The sequence below is a fragment of the Allobosea sp. R86505 genome (assembly GCF_042466375.1).
GTDB lineage: Bacteria > Pseudomonadota > Alphaproteobacteria > Rhizobiales > Beijerinckiaceae > Allobosea.
In genome coordinates, this window is sequence record NZ_JAXHPY010000001.1 from 4,756,863 (window position 1) to 4,775,468 (window position 18,606).

Here is an 18,606-nt window from a genome sequence, read left to right on the forward strand (position 1 = left end):
CGGGAGCCCCTGGCGGGATGGTGCATCAGACCGCCGGGACGCAAGGTGGACGGACCTCATCGGAACCTCTCGCCGCAGGAGGCGTTCGCTTCTTCGGGCACCGTTGCGGGCTGCGCATCCGGGCTTTGGGGAGGGGATTGGTGTCATCTGCGAACGAGCCCTATTGCGGATGGCCTCCGACGCCGGCTGCCATCGCGGCGAGCTGGAACGATGACGCCCTCCTGTTGGTGGCCCTCAGCGCAGCGGTGCTTTTTGGCCTGCGCGTGAACAAGCCCGACAGGCTCGCCTGGTGGGGCGGGATCGCAGGTCTCGCCATCGTCTTTGTGTCGCCGCTCTGCGCGCTGGCATCCGCCCTGTTTGCCGCGCGGGGGCTTCATCATCTTCTCGTGGCAGCCGTCGTCGCGCCGCTGCTGGCCGTCGCCCTGCCCCGGCTCCGCTCTCCGGCGATTGCGCCCGCGCTGGCCTTGTCGAGCCTCGCCCTCTGGCTCTGGCACTGGCCGGCGCTCTATGAGGCGGCCTATCACAACCACCTGGTCTATTGGGCCCTCCAGATCCTGCTCTTGATGAGCTTCGTCTGGTTCTGGCGCGCGGTGCTCTCGCCCAGCGCGCCAGCGCTGGGGGCCGTTCTCGCGATCGGCGCCGGCGCGGGGCAGATGGGGTTGCTGGGCGCCCTCCTGACGCTTGCCCCGCGCCCGCTCTACGAGGTCCACGGGTCGGCCGCCTTGCTCTGGGGACTCGACCCGCTGCAGGACCAGCAACTCGCCGGGCTGCTGATGTGGGTGCCGGCCTTCTTCGTCTATGGCGGCTTGGCGCTCCTGGCTGGCCGGCGCGTCGAGCGGGCTTCATTCGGATGATCGCCGCCCTGAAGTTTCTCCATATCGGCGGGCTGGCGCTGTGGTGCTCCGGCCTGCTTCTGCTGCCGCTCTTGCTGTCGCGTGCGGACAACCCCGTGCGCTCCGGGGAGGCGGCACGGATGCGGGTCTTCGCGCATTTCGCCTATAATTTCTGCATCAGCCCGGCGGCCGTCGTCGCCACCGTGGCTGGCGGGGGACTGCTCTTCGCGCGCTGGGTCTTCGAGCCCTGGATGTTGGCGAAGCTGTTGCAGGTCGGCGCCCTCGTCGTCCTGCACACCTATCTCGGCCACTGCGTCGCCCGTCTCGGCGAGGAAGGCTATGCGCGCCCGGCGGTTCCACCGGGATTGCTGATGCTCTGCGGCATGGCGGCAATGGGCGGCATTCTCTTCACCGTCCTGGCCAAGCCCCATCTCGACGCGGCGATGATGCCCGACTGGCTGCGCCAGCCCCTCAACCGTCAGCTCTTGCTGCCGCCGGCACCGAGCCGGTAGTCGAAGACGAGCTTCCCGCCATGCCAACCCGTCAGACCGGTGAAACCGGCGCAGAGCGCCGAGAGGAGGATGCCGAAGGGCAGCACTGCCTCTTCATAACCGCCCAGCCGGAGGCCGAAATTCGCACCGAGCATCGTCAGCAGCGCCACCGCGATCACAAAATGCGTCCAGCTCGGGGGCCGGCTGCGGATGCCGGGCACCATGAGCAACTCGACCGTGCCGGACACGCCGGCGAGCAGGCCGATCAGGAAGGCGGCGCCGATCGCCCACAGCGCCACGCGCGCCCAGAACACGTCGCCGGTCCACCAGTAGAAAACATCGGCACCCAGCGTGCACATCGTCAGCGAGATCGGAAAGGCCACGAGCATGGCGTGGATGGGATGTCCGGCCAGGGCGACCCGCGTTTCCGTGTCGCTGAAGACCTTTTCGGCATGAAGCGGATCGAGCGCCCGGTCGATCGGCTGTGCTCCTGTGTCCCGGCTCATCGCGCGCTTCCCATCGCGGGGCTGGGACTGGTCGGCGCAGGGTGCAGCGGCCCGCTCTCCGCGCTCGATCCGGCCGGGCCGGCTGCGGGCGGCATCTTCACGCTGATGTCGGTTCTGCTGGCGCTCGCCACGCTGTCCTTCGTCGTCATCTTCGGGTTGTTCCTTCTCGCCCTGCGCCGCAACCGCGGTCACAGCGTGTCGCTCCGGCTGTTCCTGATTGGCGGCGGACTGGTCTTTCCGCTCTCGCTGCTGACCGTCGCCACCGTCTATGCGGTCGTGCTCGGGGAGCGCATCACGGGCGCCCGCGAGACTCCCGCCCTCACCGTCGAGGCGACCGCGCAGCAATGGCGCTGGCAGTTTACCCGCCAGATGGCTTCAGGTTCCGTCTCGCGGACCGACATTCTCGACATCCCGGCCGGTCGGACCGTCGCGGTGATGGTGTCCAGCCATGACGTGATCCACAGCTTCTGGGTGCCGCGTCTCGGCGGGAAGATCGACGCCATCCCCGGAACGCGCAACCGCATCCTGATCCGCGCCGACGTCCCCGGGCGCTATGGCGGCGTCTGTGCGGAGTTCTGCGGCATCGGCCACACGCAGATGAGCTTCGCCGTCGTCGCCCATGACGCAGCCGCCTGGGAGAGGCTCGAACAGGGCGGGCAGCCATGAGCGCGCTCAAGCTCCATGGCGAACTGGACGCGATCTGGGGCGTGCCACGCGGCTGGCGCGGCGTGCTGACCAGCGTCAATCACAGCGATCTCGGCATCCGCTTCATGGTGGCCGCCGGAATCTATTTCTGCATCGGCGGCCTGCTGGCCATGCTGATCCGGGCGCAGCTGGCGACGCCGCGCTCGGCCTTCGTCGGGCCGGAGATCTACAACCAGATCTTCACGATGCATGGCAGCCTGATGATGTTCATGTTCGCCATCCCCTTCTTCGAGGGGCTGGCGATGTACATGCTGCCCAAGCTGCTGGGCTCGCGCGACCTGGCCTTTCCGCGGCTCTCCGCCTTCGGCTGGTGGTGCTACCTCTTCGGCGGCTTCATCCTGCTGGTCGCGATGGGCCTCGGCGTGGCGCCCGACGGCGGCTGGTTCATGTACACGCCGCTCGCCTCCAAGACCTACACACCGGGCATCAATGCCGATGTCTGGCTGCTCGGCATCACCTTCGTCGAGGTGTCGGCGGTCTGTGCCTCGATCGAGATCACCGTCAGCGTCCTCAAGCTGCGGGCGCCGGGCATGTCGCTCGGCAAGATGCCGATCTTCGCCTGGTACATCCTCGTCACGGCGCTGATGATGGTCGTCGGATTCCCGCCGCTGATCCTGGCCTCGACGCTGCTCGAGATCGAGCGCGCCTTCGGCTGGCCCTTCTTCGATCCGCAGCGCGGCGGCAATCCGCTGCTCTGGCAGCACCTGTTCTGGCTCTTCGGCCATCCGGAGGTCTACATCATCTTCCTGCCGGCGGCCGGCGTGGTCTCGACCGTCCTGCCCGTGATGGTCCGCCACCCACTGCTCGGCTATGGCTGGATCGTCGGCTCGATCCTGGTCCTGGGCTTCTTCAGCTTCGGCCTCTGGGTCCACCACATGTTCGCAACCGGCATCCCGCATCTCGCGCTCGCCCTGTTTTCGGCGGCCTCGGCGCTGGTCGCCGTGCCGAGTGTCGTCCAGCTCTTCGCCTGGCTCGCGACGATGTGGGCGGGCCGGCCGCAGATGCGCCTGCCGATGCTCTACATCGCCGGCTTCTTCTTCACCTTCCTGCTGGGCGGGCTCACCGGCGTCATGCTCGCCATGGTGCCGTTCAACTGGCAGGTGCACGACACCGCCTTCGTCACGGCGCATCTGCATTACGTCCTGGTCGGCGGCTTCGTCTTCCCGATGCTGGCGGGGCTGTACTACTGGCTGCCGCGCCTCGCCGCCCGCCGCTCGCACCCGCTGCTCGGCCAACTTGCCTTCTGGCTGATCTTCGTCGGCTTCAACGCCACCTTCCTGGTCATGCACCTGACCGGGCTGCTGGGCATGCCCCGGCGCGTCTCGACCTATGAAGCCGGGCTGGGCTGGGAATGGCTCAACCTGTTCTCCTCGATCGGGTCCTTCGTCATGACCTTCGGCTTCGCCACGGTGGTCATCGATGTCGGTCTCGCGATCGCTTTCGGGCGGCGCTCCTCGCGCAATCCCTGGCGCGCCTCGACGCTCGAATGGGCGATGCCGATCCCGGCGCCGAGTTACAATTTCGCCAGCCTGCCGCATGTCGAGTCGCGCGAACCGCTCGACCGGCATCACAGGCTCGCCAGAAGTCTCGCCCAGGGGGAAGGCTATCTGGGCCGCGGTCGCAGTGGCCTGCGTGAGACGACCGGCGTCGACATGATCAGCGGCGAGGTGACCGAAGTGGTCATCCTGCCGGGCAATTCGGGCCTGCCGATCGTCACGGCCTTGACGCTGGGCGTCTTCTTCCTGTCGCTGCTGCTGGGCGTCTACTGGCTCGCACCGGCCGCCCTCCTGGCGGTGACGGCGCTCGCCTGGCGCTGGGCATCCGCACTGGGCGCGCAAGCCGATCTGGGGGCCGTTCCCATCGGCCTCGGCCAAGCGGTCCCGCCGCACCATGAAGCGAAGGATGCACCCGGCTGGTGGGGCAGCATCTTCGCGCTGATCACCGACGCGACCTTCTTCGCCTCCCTTCTGTTCGGCTATGCCTTCCTCGCCACGGTCGGGCCGGGCTGGCCGCCGCCACAGCTGGCACAGCCTTCGCTGGCCGCCACCGTCGTCGTTTTCCTCGCGGCGCTGGCAGCATTCCTGGCCGAGCGGTCGGCGCTGACGGCCGCGCAGGACGGGCGGCTGCAGGACGCCATCCGCGCCTATGCCGGCGCCTTCGGGGCGCTTCTGGTCGGACTGCTCGCTCTGCTTGTTTTCGGCTGGCTCGGGCTTCCGTCGCCGCGCGACCATGCCTATGGCGCCGTGACCTGGATGCTCGTGGGCTATGGCAGCGTGCATGGCTTCGTCGCGCTCGTGACGCTCGCCTTCGTCATGCGCCGCATCGGCACCGGCCACGTCTCGCCCGCTCGCCTGCTCGAACCCCGCATCGTCAGGCTCTGGCTGCACTACACCCTGTTTGCGATGCTGCTTTGTCTCGTCGCCATTGCGATCCCCGGAGCCGCGTCATGGCACTGGTGAAACGCCTTGTCGGGGGGCTGCTGGTATGGGCGCTGGGCTTCAACGCGATCTATGCCGCCCATGGGCTGGGATGCGGAATGGGCTGGGGTGAACGCGTCGTCCTGGGGCCGCTGACCGCCCTCAACCTCGCGCTGATCCCGCTCTGGTTGCTGTTTCTCGCGGCGGCGGTCGTCGTGCTGCGAAAGGGCAGCCGCCCCGGGGATGCCGGAAACGAACGCCTCCTGCGGCAGGCCGGACTGATCGGCGGCTGGGCCGGCGTCGGCGGGATCGCCCTGATGGGCGCGCCCGTGCTCCTGCCGGCTCATTGCCTGTAGGCGCCGATTGCCGGCCGCCGCCCAACGCCATCAGGCGTGGATTGCGACACTTCATCCCGGGGGGGAACCTTCCTGCCGCGCGTCGATTGGGCCTTCAACGGTTTTCAGGAGGACAGGATAGACCGTCGCGTGCGCGACAAGTCCTATGACCAACCCACCAACGGGCGGAGCTCGGTCAAGTCGCTGGGCCAGCACGCGATCGAGCAGCGCGCCGTCACGACGGCCGGCGGTCTAAAGAAGGACCACAACAAGGTCGGCGGCTATGGCTGCACCAGCTGTGCCAGGGTCGCCGGACTGATTCTGGTGTCGGTTGCGTGCGACGACGGCTGCGAGGTGTTCGTCGGATCTCTGGACGCCTGAAGCCCCAGAGATCCGGGCCTCATGGTGACGGCGTGCCGCTGCCGCTGCGGATCGGCTTGAACACGCCTTGAGGCGGCAGCCCTTGATCCGACCCGGGCAGCGAAACCGCTGTGCTTTTCCGCTCCCGCGCAGCCCTTCGCCGGCCCAAAGCTGTGAGGCGAGGCCGGGGTTCGCGGAACTGCCGGCGGCATCCCGTGTTGCTGTTGGCGGGAGCAAACCAGCCCCGCCACCCCGACAGGATATCTTTCATGCGCCGCGCCCACTCCATGCCCTTCGGTGCCGAGGTCGCCGACGGGGCCGTCCGGTTTTCGTTATGGGCGCCCTCCGTGCGCGAGGTGACCCTGATGATCGACGGGGCCGAGCGGCCCATGAACGCCGAGGCGGATGGTTGGCACCGGCTGACCGACCCGCTGGCCCGTGCCGGTTCGCTCTATCGCTATCGGATCGAGGGCGGGCTCTCGATCCCCGACCCCGCCTCCCGTTTCCAGCCCGACGACATCGACGGGCCGAGCCAGGTGGTCGATCCCACCGCCTTCGCCTGGACGGATAGCGAGTGGCGAGGGCGCCCCTGGGAGGACGCCGTGATCTACGAGGCCCATGTCGGGACCGCGACGCGCGAAGGCACCTTCGCGGCGCTCACAGCCAAGCTCGACCACCTTCGCGATCTCGGGATCACCGCGCTCGAACTGCTCCCGGTGGCAGATTTTCCGGGCGATCGCGGCTGGGGCTATGACGGCGTGCTGCATTATGCGCCCGACCACGCCTATGGCACGCCCGACGACCTGAAGCGCCTGGTCGACGAGGCGCATCGGCGCGAGATCATGGTGTTCCTCGACGTGGTCTACAATCACTTCGGCCCGTCGGGAAACTACCTGCCGACCTATGCCGCGTCCTTCTTCACCGAGAGGCACCAGACCGCCTGGGGCGCCGGGATCAATTTCGACGGCGCCACCGCCGCCATCGTGCGTGACTACTTCGTCCACAACGCGCTCTACTGGCTGGAGGAATACCATTTCGACGGGCTGCGCCTCGACGCGGTCCACGCCATCGCCGACGACAGCAGCCGGCATGTGATCGGAGAGCTGGCCGAGCGCGTCCGGGCGGGCCTGCCGCAGCGCGAGATCCATCTCGTGCTCGAGAACGCCGCCAACGAGGCGCGCTGGCTCGACCGCGACGAGGCTGGCCGGCCCGTCCTGCACAGCGCACAATGGACCGACGACACGCATCACGCCTGGCACCGGCTGCTGACCGGCGAGAGCGACGGCTACTACGCCGACTATGACGACCCGGCCGGACATCTCGGCCGCTGCCTCGCCGAGGGCTTCGCCTATCAGGGCGAATTTTCGGCGCATGAGGGTGCGGTCCGGGGCGAACCGTCCGCGCATCTGCCCCCCTCCGCCTTCGTCAACTTCCTCCAGAACCACGACCAGGTCGGCAACCGGGCCCAGGGCGAGCGCATCGGCGCCCTCACCGATCCCGCCAAACTATCCCTGGCCCGCGCCGGGCTCCTGCTCTCCCCGCAGATCCCGCTGCTGTTCATGGGCGAGGAATGGCAGGCATCCACGCCCTTCCAGTATTTCGTCGATTTCGCCGATCCGGAGCTGTCCAAGGCGGTCAGGGACGGGCGGCGGCGGGAGTTCGGCAGCTTCGGCGGCTTTGCGGCTGAGGAGGTGCCGGACCCCACGGACGCCGGAACCTTCGCGCGCTCGCGCCTCGACTGGACGGAGATCACGCGCTCACCGCATGCCGAGGTGCTGGCGGAGACGAAGGCCCTGCTGCAGCTGAGGCATGACCAGGTGGCGCCGCTGACGGGGACGCCGTTTCGAGGGGCGAACTGCCGACGGCCCGGCCCGGACACACTCGACATTCGCTGGGATTTCGCAGGCGGGACCCTGCGCTTCGTGGCGCATTTCGGCGCGGGCGAGGCGGTCATGGATGGCCCCGGCTCTGCGGGCATGATCTGGGCCAGCCCCGGCATCGAAGCCGGATCGGATATCCGCCTTCAGCCCTGGACCGGCGCTTTCCTGGTGGCCCGCTCGTGACCTCGCATCAGGAGGGCGCTGTGGCTCGGAACCCGACCGGTGAAGCAGGCGAAGCGACGGCCCTCGCGGCGCCGCCGCCGCGGGCCACCTATCGCTTGCAGTTCCATGCCGGCTTCACCTTCGACGACGCGGTCGCGATCCTGCCCTATCTCGTCCGTCTCGGGATCAGCCATGTCTATGCCTCGCCGGTGCAGACGGCGCGGCCGGGCTCGACCCATGGCTACGACATCGTCGATCATACCCGGATCAATCCCGAACTGGGCGGCGAGGAGGGCTTCATGCGCCTGTCGGACGCGCTGAAGCAGCAGGGGCTGGGCCTGATCCTCGACATCGTTCCCAATCACATGGGCATCGGCGGGGCCGACAACGCCTGGTGGCTCTCGGTGATCGAATGGGGCCAGCTCTCGCCCCACGCCATCGCCTTCGACATCGACTGGGAGCGGCTCGGCGCCAACGGCAAGCTGGTGCTGCCCTTCCTCGGCAAGCGCTATGGCGACGCGCTCGAGGGGGGCGAGCTCGCGCTCAAGCGGGACGAGAGCGGCGGCGGCTTCAGCATCTGGCATTTCGAGCATCGCTTCCCGATCAGCCCGCTGAGCTATCCGATCCTGCTGGACCGGGTGCTCGTTCTGGTGGCCGACCATGAAAGGCCTGACTACCGGGAGCTGCTGGCGATCTCGTCACGAATGCGCGCGCTGTCGGAAAATCCCGGCGGCGCGAGTCCCGACGGCCTCGTGGCGGAATGCGAGGCGCTCAAGCAGCGGCTGGAGCAGGTTTTCACCGAGTCCCCGGAGCTGGCTGAGGCCACCGAGCGGGCGCTCGATCTCGTCAACGGCGCCAGGGGCATCCGGGAGAGCTTCGACACGCTCCACCGCATCCTCGAGATGCAGAGCTACCGGCTGGCGAACTGGCGCGTGGCGGCCAGCGACATCAATTATCGCCGCTTCTTCGACATCAACACGCTGGCGGGGGTGCGCGTCGAGGAGCCCGCCGTCTTCGAGCGGACCCATGCGCTGATCCTCGACCTCGTGCGGGCCGACCGCATCCAGGGCCTGCGCATCGACCATGTCGACGGGCTCGCCGATCCGGCAGGCTATGTCCAGGCGCTGCAGGCGCAGCTCGGGCCCGGCTTCTACATCCTCGTCGAGAAGATCCTCGGCCATGGCGAGACGCTGCGGCCCTGGCCGATGTCGGGCACCACCGGCTACGAGGTCCTCAACCTGATCGACGGGGTCCTGGTCGACCGCGCCGGTGCGGTGGCGATCGAGGAGAGCTATCGCGAGATCACGGGCCAGCAGGACAGCTTCGAGGAACTGCTGCGGCGTGCGAAGCGGGAGACGCTGCATGCGAGCTTCGCCAGCGAACTCGAGGTGCTGGTGTCCGACCTCGCAAGGCTCGCCCATGGCGACCGGCGCAGCCGCGACTACACCATCCACGCGATGCGCCAGGTGCTGACGGAGATCATCGAGCGGCTGCCGGTCTATCGCAGCTACATCACGACCGAGCCGTCGCCCGAGGACCGGACGCTGATCGAGGAGACGGTTGCGGCGGCGATCGCCGACACGCCGATGCCGGACACGTCGCTGCATCGCTTCGTCGCCGCGCTCCTCCTCGGCGAGGGCGGCGAGGCGATGACCGCCCCGCCGCCGGCAGAGCATCTGGCGCGCTTTCGCCGCCGCTTCCAGCAGCTCAGCGGGCCGGTCACGGCCAAGAGCCTGGAGGACACGCTGTTCTACCGCTTCGGGCCGCTGCTCGCCCTCAACGAGGTCGGCGGCGAGCCGAGCCATCACGGCGTCTCAGTAGCGGATTTCCATGAGGCCAATGCGGTGCGCCGCCGCTCCTGGCCGCATGCGATGATCGCGACCGCAACCCACGACACCAAGCGCGGCGAGGACGGGCGCGCCCGTCTTCTGACCCTGACGGAGATGCCGCAGCGCTGGGCGGAGGCGAGCCGGCGCTGGCGCTCGCTCAGCCTGGAACTGGCGCCCGATCGCATCAAACCGGATGCGAACGACCGTCAGCTCATCCTGCAGCAGATGCTGGCATCCTGGCCCGTCGAGCTGCTCGACCGCGATGACGCTGAGGCGCTCGACGCCTTCCGCCAGCGCATGCAGGGCTGGGTCGAGAAGGCGCTGCGCGAGGCCAAACGAAGGACGAGCTGGATCAACCCGCAGGAGCCCTACGAGCAGGCTGCCAAGGATCTGATCGCGGCTGCGCTCACCGAGGGAAATGCGTTTTTCGACAGCTACCGTCCGCTGGCGCAGGAGATGGCGCGGCGCGGCCTGGTGCGCGGGCTGAGCCGGACCGTGCTGAAGCTGACGCTGCCGGGCGTCCCCGACCTGTTCCAGGGCACCGAATTCTGGGACCTGTCGCTGGTCGACCCCGACAACCGCCGGCCGGTCGATTACGCGGCCCGCGCCAGGGCACTGGCGGCAGAGACGGACGTCGCCGCCCTGCTCGACGGCTGGGAGGATGGGCGGATCAAGCAGCGCCTCATCGCAGCCTTGCTGGCAGACCGCGCCGCCGCGCCCCGCCTCTATGCCGAGGGCGACTATCGGCCACTGATGGTCCAGGGCGCCCGCGCGGCCGGTCTGGTCGGCTTCTCCCGCAACGACCGCACGGACATGCGGCTCGTCCTGGTGACCCGTATGGTCGGGTCCGAGTTGCCCTTGCAGAGCCTGCAGATCGGGCCGCATTGGCGCGGGGCGACACTCCCCGACGTAACCGGCGAATGGGAGGATATCCTGACCGGTGCGAGGATCGGCGGCGGTGAGGGTGGCCTTGAGGTGTCAGAGGCCTTCGCCGGGTTGCCGGTCGCGGTCCTGCGCAAGGGCTGACTCGGACGCGGCTCGGCGGCTGCACCCGGAGGAATTCACCATCGCACCGTGCTTGCACGAAGCCCGCCCGGGTGCTGATCGATCAGCCCAGATGAAAGAGAGGGCGCAGCCTCAAACCGATCGCGCTGCCCATAAACGCGGCCGCGACCCAAACCCAGCCGGACAGGCTGCCCGAGGCCAGCGCCGAAAAATAGGCTCCGATGTTGCAGCCATCCGACAGCCGCGCGCCGTAGCCCATCATGAATCCGCCGAGCATCGCGCCGAGCCAGGCGCGGCCATCGCCGCCGGCGCGGAACAGGAAGCGGCCGCTCAGGCCTGCAGCCGCGGCGGCGCCGGCGATGATCGCGAAGTCCATCACGGAGGTGACGTCGGAGAAGACGCTGCGTCCCAGCGGGCCGGGATCACCCTGCCAGTAGGGCCAGACGGCGGGTTCGAAGCCGATCATAGCCGCGAGTTTCGATCCCCAGAGCGTGAAGCCCGCCGTCTCGCCCCAGGGACGCCCCGCCAAGACCAGCGTGGCGATGTTCAGGAGGGCGAGCCCCGCGGCGCCCCAGGCCAGCGGCCAGGGCTCGCGCAGCCAGCGCCGCCAGGACAGGCCGTTGCTTAGCCCGCCCCTCAGCCGGTCGGAGGCGGGGCTCCAGAGGATGACGGCAGCGAAGACCGACAGATGGAGAGCCAGGGCAACCGGCCAACCGAGCCAATCCTGCGCCGTCCCGCTGGGAAGCACGGGCAAGGTCCACCAGAACCCGAGATGGGCAGCCCCGACAGCCGAGCCCACGATGAAGCAGGCCAAGGTCATGAGCAGCCGCGCATTGCCTCCGCCCAGCGCGAACAATGTGCCCGAGGCGCAGCCCCCGCCGATCTGCATCCCGATGCCGAACAGGACCGCGCCGAACAGGAAGGAGACGCCGATCGGCGTGACGAAACCCGTCAGCGGCAGGCCGAACAGCTCGCCCCCCGCCAGCAGCGGAAAGAAGACACAACTCGTCAGGGCCAGCGCCAGAGCCTGGGCGCGAAAGCCCGAAAAGTCACGGCGTTCCAGCGCGGCGCGGAAGCTGCCGGCAAAGCCGAAGGTCGCCTGGAACAGCACGAAGCCGAGGCCGGAACCGACCAGCGCCAGAAGGGGAAGGCGCCAGGAGGTGGCGTGGGTGATCGCGAGGACCGCCACGCCAGCGATCGCCATGATGGCCGCTACAGCGACGGTGATCTGGACCGGGCGCAACGGTCCGTCGGGTTCGGCTGGACGGTCTTCCCGGTCTGCGACAGTCCCGGCCACGACGCTCACCATCCGAGCAGGCCCTGACCCAGAACCGCGCCGACGCTCACCACGATCAGACAGGCGAGCGAGTGCCAGGTCAGGAGGACGAGCATGCTCTTTTCGGTGCGGTCCAGCGCGCAGAAGGCCGCATGATCGTATACGAGTTGGAGGCGCATCAGACCCGCTCAAGCATCATCGCCGGTTCCCCGGTTTCCACGTTCCCACTTCGTTGCCGGCGCCCATTTCGTTACAGCCCCGCCGAGACGGACGACATTCTTGCCTCGAGCTGCGGATCACGAAGGCGTGTGTGCGTAACGAACCGCGGTGACGCTGCGTATCGAGGTTGTGGGCCTGATGACAGCGCCAGCGAACCTCTGGGAATTCACCTCATGGACCACCGCGTCGTCTCGCTGGCTCTGGCCGCATCCTTCACCACCGCCCTTGCGCTCATGGCCGTGGCCATCACTGCGGCTCCCGCCGCGGCTCAAGGGACGACCGCCCCGCTCGTCGCCCGGGAGGGCTGGGCGGTGATGCCGACGCCGCACAGCTTCCCGGTTCTGGTGGGGCGGCTCGAGGAGGCCGTCAAAGCCAACAAGATGGGGCTGGTGACGGCGGCCAGCGCTTCGGACGGCGCCAAGGCGCAGGGTTTCACCATTCCCGGCAACCGCGTCGTCGGCGTCTTCCGCAACGACTTCGCCCGCCGCATGCTGGCCGCCAGCGTGCCGGCCGGCATCGAGGCCCCGATCCGCTTCTATCTCACCGAGAATGCCGACGGCACCGCGACCCTGTCCTACCGGAAGCCGAGCGCCGTCTTCGGGCCTTATCTCGAAGGCGCCGCGCCCGATCTGAAGGCCGTCGCGACCGAACTGGATGCGATTTTCGACCAGATCGCCAAGGCGGCGGCTCAACGCTGAGGGGGCGGTCCCATGTTTCGACACCAGGTGGGCCGCCTGATCGTGGCAGCCGTTTTCGCCATCGGCTGTGGTCGCGGCGTGCTGGCTCAGGACCTCTTGCGTCTGCCGGATGGCGAGGTCACCCGGAGCGCCGGGGTGACCGCCTATCTCGTCGATCCGACGACACGCTATGGCCATGGCGTGCTGGGGGATGCGATCGAAGCCGGCGGGTTCGTCGTCGAGCGGGACGGTCAACGCCTGCTGTTTCGCCTGGGTGCTGACGCGGTCTTCGAGGACCGCCGTGTCCGCCTGGCCGATCTCGACGGCGACGGGGAGCCGGAAGCGATCGTGGTCAAGGCCTATCTCGATCGCGGCGCCGCCCTCGCAGTCTACCGGATCGGCCGGCACGCCATCGAGCCCCTCGCCGAGGGCCCGGCCATCGGCCAGCGCAACCGCTGGCTCAACCCCGTCGGCGTCGCGAATTTCACCGGCTCGGGGCAGTCCATGCTCGCGGCCGTGGTCACGCCCCATCTGGCGGGTTCGCTGCGCCTCTACCGTCTGGCGGGCGCGGCGCTCGTCGAGGTTTCGCGCATCGACGGCTTCACCAATCATCGCCTGGGCGAGCGCGACCTCGATCTCGCGCGCATCGGGGACATTGACGGGGACGGCACGCCCGAGATCGTCATCCCGTCGCTATCGCGCCAGGACCTGGCTGCGATCGGCTTCAAGGGCGGGCGCGCCGTGGTCCTCGGCAAAGCCAGCGTCAAGCAGCGCATCGCCCGCTTCCCCGCCATGCGGGGTCCGCGCGCAACGATCGAGACCGACACCGGCGAGCGCCTCGACGTGATCATCGGACGGGACTGAGGCCGAGCCGGCCGCGCCGCTCCGAACCGGGGACCTCCGAGCCATGCCCGCGAGTGTCCTGAGCGAGGGTGATGTGAAACAGGTCGACAGCGGACGTTCCCCGCCGACGCCTAGGACCGGGCGTAGAAGCGCAGCAGAGCGAGTGCGTCCGGCGCGCTCCAGTCGGCCTCTCCGGTCAGATAGCCGCCGCTGCGCCCTCGCGCATCGATCACGTAGCTCATCGGCATGCCATAGAGCGGAAAAGGTGTCGCGACCTTCGATTTCGGCCCCGAGGCGACCTCGCCTTCGGTGTCGATGAAACTCGTGAACCCGGTCAGGCGAAGCCGCTGGATGTATGCGGCGGCCGTTGCGGCATCGCGGTCGAGCGATACCGGCACGACCACGAAGGGCTCGCTCTTCGCCTGCTTCTGGAGCCGGTGCAGGATCGGCAGTTCGCGTCGGCAGGGCGGGCACCAGCTCGCCCAGAAGGCGAGCAGCACGGCCTTGCCGCGATAGGTCGCGAGCGTGCGTCGCCGCCCGCCCAGATCGCGCAGCGGGATGTGGCCCGCCTCTTCGCGCGGATCGAGCACGGTGAACTGGGCGTGAGGCGTGCTGAACGGTGGTGGATAGGGGTCCCCAGCCTCGGCCGGCGGCAGGCCGCCGAGCGCGCCGGCGGCCGCGCCGAGCATGACGGTTCTGCGCGTCACCGTCATCAGAACGCGGCCAGTCCGTCATCGAGAGTCGCCACCTCGCCGCGTGCCGGATAGTCCTTGGCGACGACGTAGTCGATCGCGCCGAGGATGTCGGCGAAGGATGGCCGCGCGAACGGCATGGTCTGGACGCTGGAGAAGTAGAGCGTGCCGTCCGGCCGGACCAGAAAAAGGCCGGGCTCGGCAAACAGCCCGGGCTCCTCGACACCGATCGAGGTGGTGCCGCGGCCGGCTGACAGGAACAGCCCCCACTCGCGCGCCGCGTTGAGCGAGAAGCCATAACCCAGGCGCAGCCTCGGCAGGCCCCAGTCTGTCTTGGCGCGGGCGGCGCGTTCCTCGCTGTCCGTCGAGAGCGCGATGACGCCGACGCCCTTCTGCGCGAAGGCATCGAGCTTGCCCTCGAGATCGCGCAGCTGGGTCCTGCAGATCGGGCAATGCAGCCCGCGATAGACCACCACCAGCGAGAAATGCGCAGGCCGCTCGGCATGGAGGCTAAAGGCGGCCCCATCGGGAGCGAGCCGCAGTTCCAGGCTCGGTACCGCGGTGCGGGGCAGCAGGGGCTTGATGTCGCTCATCGGCGGGCAATCCTCTCCGTCATCGTCGTCGCTCGTGACCCGGTCGATACCCGCCGGCACTCCGGCAGCGGCCGAGATGCCGACCGCGCAACGCGCCCTGCGTCACGCCAAGCCTGTACAGACCCTTTCGCGGCGACGCCGCGCGCCGTTACAGCCTCACGCGCAGTTGACCGAGGCCGTCAATCGCCTCACCCACGGATCTCGCGCCCTGACCGCGGCGGTCCGCCCTTCTCCTCAACGGCAAGAGAATGCGCGATCGCAACCGGCGATCCCGCCGTCACGATTGACGGCCAACGCCACCCCGCTCGGCGGCGCCTCATCCGATCAGGACGGACGTGACCTGCAGCCAGCTTTCCCGGTCGCATGCGCAGAGCAGGCCGGTGGATGGCTGCCCCGGGGCATAGGGGCTGCCGTCCAGCATCCGGGCATGGCCACCCGCCTCGCCGAACAGCAGAACGCCGGGCGCGTGATCCCAGGGGTTGAGGGCACCATAGAGCAGGAAGTCGCAGCGGCCGGCGGCGGCGAGGCGGTATTCCTGGCCGCAGCAGCGCAGCGACGCCACGCTGGCGAAAGCGGGGAAGCGGGCCGGCAGCGCGCCGCGCATCGGCTCGGGGAAGTACTGCCAGCTCGCCATGCCGTTCATCGCCGCCATGGCCACTGGGTTGCCAACGCGCAGATCGCGGGTCTTGCCCGCGGAGCCCTCCAGCCAGGCTCCCTCGCCCCGCAAAGCGAGCGCGCTGTCGTTCAGGACGGGGTCGTGGATCACCGCTCCCGCGGTCTCGCCCCCGACGATGGCAGCGGCCATGACCGCGAACAGCGGCAGGTCGGAGGCGTAGTTCAGCGTGCCGTCGACCGGATCGATGACGAAGGCGAGCTCCGCCTCCGCCAGCCGCCCCAACACGGCCGGGTCGCGCGTCGCAGCCTCCTCGCCGACGAGCAGCGCGCCGGGGAAGGCCCGCTCGAGCTCGGCGAAAATGAAGCGCTCGGCCGCCTCGTCGGCCTCCGTCACGAGATCGCCCGGCGCCGCCTTCTCGCGCACCTCGCCGGCCGCCAGCTTGCGGAAGCGCGGCATGATCTCGCGCCGTGCCGCCTCGCTGAGGATGCCGTTCAACCGATCGAGATCGCTCCTTGAAAACAACATCGTGCTCACCCGCGCCGACCGTTAGCCGGCATCGAACTCGACCAGGATCGGCTGGTGGTCGGAGGCGCGCGTGTCGACATCGCAGACAATCCGGCGGGCGCGGCCTGCGAGGTCTGGCGTTGCAAGAACATAGTCGAGGCAGCCTGGTGGACCATAGGTCTGGTCGACGATGAAGGCGGTGGGGGGCGGCGGTGCATCTCCCATCACGACGGGCCAGAGATCGCGCAGCGGCGGCGTGCCGTCGTCGAAGGGCGCCATCAGTCGCGCCAGAGCGGGGTCATCCGGCCGCATGTTGAAATCGCCGGTGAGGATCGCGCTCGCCGTGTTGGGCGTCGGCGCATAGGTGTGCGGGCCGGGAGCGCGCGGTGTGCGGGCGCGGGACGCGGCCATGCGATGAGCTTCCCGGATGCCCTCGACCTGGGCCGCACGCAGCACCGGCGACGAGTATTCGAGATGCGTCGTCATCAGCCGGACCGGCCCCAGCGGCGTCTCGGCGACCGCCTCGACCAGGACGCGCGGCATGTTGCGCGTCGCCGCCGCCTCCCAGGGCAGGAGATGGCGCAGGGCCTGCGCCACCTTGTAGCGGGTGAGGATCAGGTTGCCGAAGCGCTTGCGCCCGCCCCGGCCGTCATCGACATCGACGCCGATACCCTCGATGGCCGTGAAACCCGGCAGCATCTCCGCGAACAGCGCGAACTGGTCGCTGTCGTCATTGCCGTCGAGATCGGGGAAGTTCGCAGCAACCTCCTGCAGGCAGAGCACGTCGAAATCGGCCATGGCGCGGGCGTGCTCGATGATGCGGCGGGGATCGACGCGGTTGTCGGTGCCGCGGGCCCACTGGATGTTCCAGGTAATGAGCTTCATGAGATCATCTTCATCGCGGCAGCGCCTTGGTCACTTGATGCCGGCGCGCATGAAGCTCTGCACGAACTGGCGCTGGAAGAGCAGGAAGCCGACGAGCAGCGGGGCAGAGGTCATCAGCGTCGCCGCGCAGATCACCGCCCAGTCGATGCCCTGGTCGCTCGACGAGAACACCTGCAGGCCCACCGTTAGCGGCCGCGACTCGACCGAGTTTGTCACCAGCAGCGGCCAGAGGAAGTTGTTCCAGTGATAGCTCACCGAGACCAGCCCATAGGCGATGTAGGTCGGCTTCGCGAGCGGGACATAGACCTTCATCAGCACCTGCAGCGGGCTCGCGCCCTCGACGCGGGCCGCGTCGTCGAGTTCCTTGGGCACGGTCTTGAAGGTCTGCCGCAGCAGGAAGATGCCGAAGGCCGAGGCGATGTAGGGCAGCGCGATGGCGGGGATCGTGTCGATCAGATCCAGCCTCGCCAGCGTGCGGTAGTTCTCGACGATCAGCGCGTCCGGCATGATCATCAGCTGCGCCAGGATCAGCGCGAAGGCGATGTCGCGGCCCCAGAAATCCTGCCGCGCCAGCGCATAGGCCGCCAGCGTCCCCAGCACGAGCTGGAAGGCCAGGATCATCGTCACCAGGATGAAGGTGTTGAGGAAATAGCGTGCGAAGGGCGCCGCCGCCCAGGCCCGGGTGAAGTTGTCGAGCGTCAGCGGCGCCGTCAGCACGAATCGTGTGGTGTACTCGGCCGGATGGATCGCCGCCCAGACGGCATAGGCCAGGGGCAGCACCCAGAGCAGCGCGAGCAGGATCGCCCCGGTCGATTCCAGCGTCAGAGCCAGGCCCTTGGGGGCATAAGGGTCCGAGCGCGCCGCGGTGACGACCGGCTGAGGAGCGGCGCTCATCGATAATGCGTCCTGCGCTCGAGAATGCCGTACTGGACGAAGGCGACCAGCGCCAGCAGCGCCAGCAGCACGCAGGTCAGCGTCGCCGCATAGGCCGTATCCCAGAAGCTGAAGCCGACCTGGTAGATGTAGAACAGCAGCAGCGTCGTCGCGTTGTCCGGGCCGCCGCGCGTCATGACGAAGATATGGTCGACCATGCGGAAGGCGTTGATCACCGCGTTGATCAGCACGAACAGCGTCGTCGGCATCAGCAGCGGGAACTGGATGCGCCGGAAATAGGTCCAGCGCGAGGCGCCCTCGATCGCGGCCGCTTCTCCGAGGCTGGGCGGCAGCGCCTGCAGGGCCGCCAGATAGAAGATCATGAAGAAGCCGGCTTCCTTCCAGATCGCGACGACCGTGATCGCCGCCAGCGCCGTATCCTGCGAGCCGAGCCAGTTGGTGCTGCGCCCGCCGAACAGCCCGACGATCTGCTCGAGCAGGCCGTATTGCGGCGTGAAGAAGAACAGCCAGATGTTGGCCACCGCGATCATCGGCAGGATCGTCGGCGTGAAGAACGCCATCCGCACCCAGGTCCGCCCGACGATCTTGTCGTTGACCCAGACCGCCATCAGCAGCGCGAGCGCGATCGAGGTGGGGATGGTGCCGAGCGCGAACCAGAGATTGTTCGACATCGCCTTCCAGAAGATCGGATCGGCGAGGAGCTGCTCGTAATTGTCGAGCCCGACGTAGCGCGCCGGGCGGCGCGCCTTGGGTGTCGAGTAGAAGCTCTCGATGAGACTTGCGACCGCCGGCCAGTGCGTGAAGAGAGCCAGGCAGGCCATGGCTGGCAGCAGAAGCAGCCAGCCATGGACCGTGGCGGTCGCGCGGGAGTTCATCGCGAGGCG

Annotated in this window: 19 protein-coding genes; 10 read left to right on the forward strand and 9 right to left on the reverse strand. The window is 68.5% G+C overall.

Features of this window, described 5'->3' with window-relative positions:
* Positions 1–140 precede the first annotated feature (140 nt).
* Together SJY11_RS22985 and SJY11_RS22990 are read left to right on the forward strand one after the other, a co-directional pair.
* The gene (locus SJY11_RS22985) at positions 141–854 is read left to right on the forward strand and encodes a cytochrome c oxidase assembly protein (protein ID WP_376989032.1); all 714 of its coding nucleotides are present in this window, start codon (positions 141–143) and stop codon (positions 852–854) included.
* Positions 851–1,345: a CopD family protein gene (locus tag SJY11_RS22990; protein ID WP_376989033.1), complete on the forward strand. Its 495-nt coding sequence runs from the start codon at positions 851–853 to the stop codon at positions 1,343–1,345. The genes SJY11_RS22985 and SJY11_RS22990 overlap by 4 nt, the downstream gene beginning before the upstream one ends.
* Here SJY11_RS22990 and SJY11_RS22995 read toward each other — a convergent pair.
* The gene (locus SJY11_RS22995; protein WP_376989034.1) at positions 1,312–1,830 is read right to left on the reverse strand and encodes a DUF2231 domain-containing protein; all 519 of its coding nucleotides are present in this window, start codon (positions 1,828–1,830) and stop codon (positions 1,312–1,314) included. The genes SJY11_RS22990 and SJY11_RS22995 overlap by 34 nt on opposite strands.
* Here SJY11_RS22995 and SJY11_RS23000 point away from each other — a divergent pair.
* The 6 genes from SJY11_RS23000 (at position 1,777) to treY (ending at position 10,544) form a co-directional block, all read left to right on the forward strand.
* A complete protein-coding gene (locus SJY11_RS23000; RefSeq protein WP_376989035.1) occupies positions 1,777–2,496 on the forward strand; it encodes a cytochrome c oxidase subunit II in 720 nt (239 codons plus the stop codon). The two genes, SJY11_RS22995 and SJY11_RS23000, sit on opposite strands and share 54 nt — an antisense overlap.
* Positions 2,493–4,994, forward strand: a complete 2,502-nt coding sequence (gene ctaD, locus SJY11_RS23005) for a cytochrome c oxidase subunit I (RefSeq protein WP_376989036.1) — start codon at positions 2,493–2,495, stop codon at positions 4,992–4,994. Before SJY11_RS23000 ends, ctaD begins: the two co-directional genes overlap by 4 nt.
* The gene (locus SJY11_RS23010; protein ID WP_376989037.1) at positions 4,982–5,308 is read left to right on the forward strand and encodes a hypothetical protein; all 327 of its coding nucleotides are present in this window, start codon (positions 4,982–4,984) and stop codon (positions 5,306–5,308) included. Before ctaD ends, SJY11_RS23010 begins: the two co-directional genes overlap by 13 nt.
* 129 nt (positions 5,309–5,437) lie before the next feature.
* On the forward strand, positions 5,438–5,668 hold the full coding sequence (locus tag SJY11_RS23015) for a hypothetical protein (RefSeq protein WP_376989038.1): 231 nt from the start codon (positions 5,438–5,440) through the stop codon (positions 5,666–5,668).
* Positions 5,669–5,916: 248 nt separating this feature from the next.
* Positions 5,917–7,710 carry a malto-oligosyltrehalose trehalohydrolase gene (gene treZ, locus SJY11_RS23020; RefSeq protein WP_376989039.1) on the forward strand — a complete coding sequence of 598 codons (1,794 nt, stop codon included), beginning with the start codon at positions 5,917–5,919 and terminating at the stop codon, positions 7,708–7,710.
* 20 nt (positions 7,711–7,730) lie between these two features.
* Complete coding sequence (gene treY / locus SJY11_RS23025) at positions 7,731–10,544, forward strand: malto-oligosyltrehalose synthase (RefSeq protein ID WP_376989040.1); 2,814 nt, start codon at positions 7,731–7,733, stop codon at positions 10,542–10,544.
* Between the two features lie 82 nt (positions 10,545–10,626).
* Here the strand turns inward: treY and SJY11_RS23030 are convergent, their stop codons facing one another.
* Both SJY11_RS23030 and SJY11_RS23035 read right to left on the reverse strand, forming a co-directional pair.
* Positions 10,627–11,727 carry a YeeE/YedE family protein gene (locus tag SJY11_RS23030; protein ID WP_376989041.1) on the reverse strand — a complete coding sequence of 367 codons (1,101 nt, stop codon included), beginning with the start codon at positions 11,725–11,727 and terminating at the stop codon, positions 10,627–10,629.
* 98 nt (positions 11,728–11,825) lie between these two features.
* Entirely contained in the window at positions 11,826–11,978 is a 153-nt protein-coding gene (locus tag SJY11_RS23035; protein WP_376989042.1) for an NrsF family protein, read from the reverse strand.
* A 213-nt stretch (positions 11,979–12,191) separates the two neighbouring features.
* Between SJY11_RS23035 and SJY11_RS23040 the strand changes: the two genes are divergently transcribed.
* Together SJY11_RS23040 and SJY11_RS23045 are read left to right on the forward strand one after the other, a co-directional pair.
* On the forward strand, positions 12,192–12,716 hold the full coding sequence (locus tag SJY11_RS23040; RefSeq protein WP_376989043.1) for a DUF302 domain-containing protein: 525 nt from the start codon (positions 12,192–12,194) through the stop codon (positions 12,714–12,716).
* A 12-nt stretch (positions 12,717–12,728) separates the two neighbouring features.
* Positions 12,729–13,559, forward strand: a complete 831-nt coding sequence (locus SJY11_RS23045; RefSeq protein WP_376989044.1) for a hypothetical protein — start codon at positions 12,729–12,731, stop codon at positions 13,557–13,559.
* 110 nt (positions 13,560–13,669) lie between these two features.
* On the opposite strand, the gene SJY11_RS23050 is transcribed toward SJY11_RS23045, so the two are convergent.
* From SJY11_RS23050 to SJY11_RS23075, 6 genes are all read right to left on the reverse strand, one after another.
* Positions 13,670–14,245, reverse strand: a complete 576-nt coding sequence (locus SJY11_RS23050; RefSeq protein ID WP_376989045.1) for a TlpA disulfide reductase family protein — start codon at positions 14,243–14,245, stop codon at positions 13,670–13,672.
* 5 nt (positions 14,246–14,250) lie between these two features.
* On the reverse strand, positions 14,251–14,823 hold the full coding sequence (locus tag SJY11_RS23055) for a peroxiredoxin-like family protein (RefSeq protein WP_376989046.1): 573 nt from the start codon (positions 14,821–14,823) through the stop codon (positions 14,251–14,253).
* Positions 14,824–15,139: 316 nt separating this feature from the next.
* Positions 15,140–15,964, reverse strand: a complete 825-nt coding sequence (locus tag SJY11_RS23060) for an inositol monophosphatase family protein (RefSeq protein WP_376989047.1) — start codon at positions 15,962–15,964, stop codon at positions 15,140–15,142.
* A gap of 21 nt (positions 15,965–15,985) precedes the next feature.
* Positions 15,986–16,828 carry an endonuclease/exonuclease/phosphatase family protein gene (locus tag SJY11_RS23065; RefSeq protein ID WP_376989048.1) on the reverse strand — a complete coding sequence of 281 codons (843 nt, stop codon included), beginning with the start codon at positions 16,826–16,828 and terminating at the stop codon, positions 15,986–15,988.
* Positions 16,829–16,858: 30 nt separating this feature from the next.
* Positions 16,859–17,722, reverse strand: a complete 864-nt coding sequence (locus SJY11_RS23070; protein ID WP_376989049.1) for a carbohydrate ABC transporter permease — start codon at positions 17,720–17,722, stop codon at positions 16,859–16,861.
* Positions 17,719–18,597, reverse strand: a complete 879-nt coding sequence (locus SJY11_RS23075; protein WP_376989051.1) for a carbohydrate ABC transporter permease — start codon at positions 18,595–18,597, stop codon at positions 17,719–17,721. Before SJY11_RS23075 ends, SJY11_RS23070 begins: the two co-directional genes overlap by 4 nt.
* Positions 18,598–18,606 lie beyond the last annotated feature (9 nt).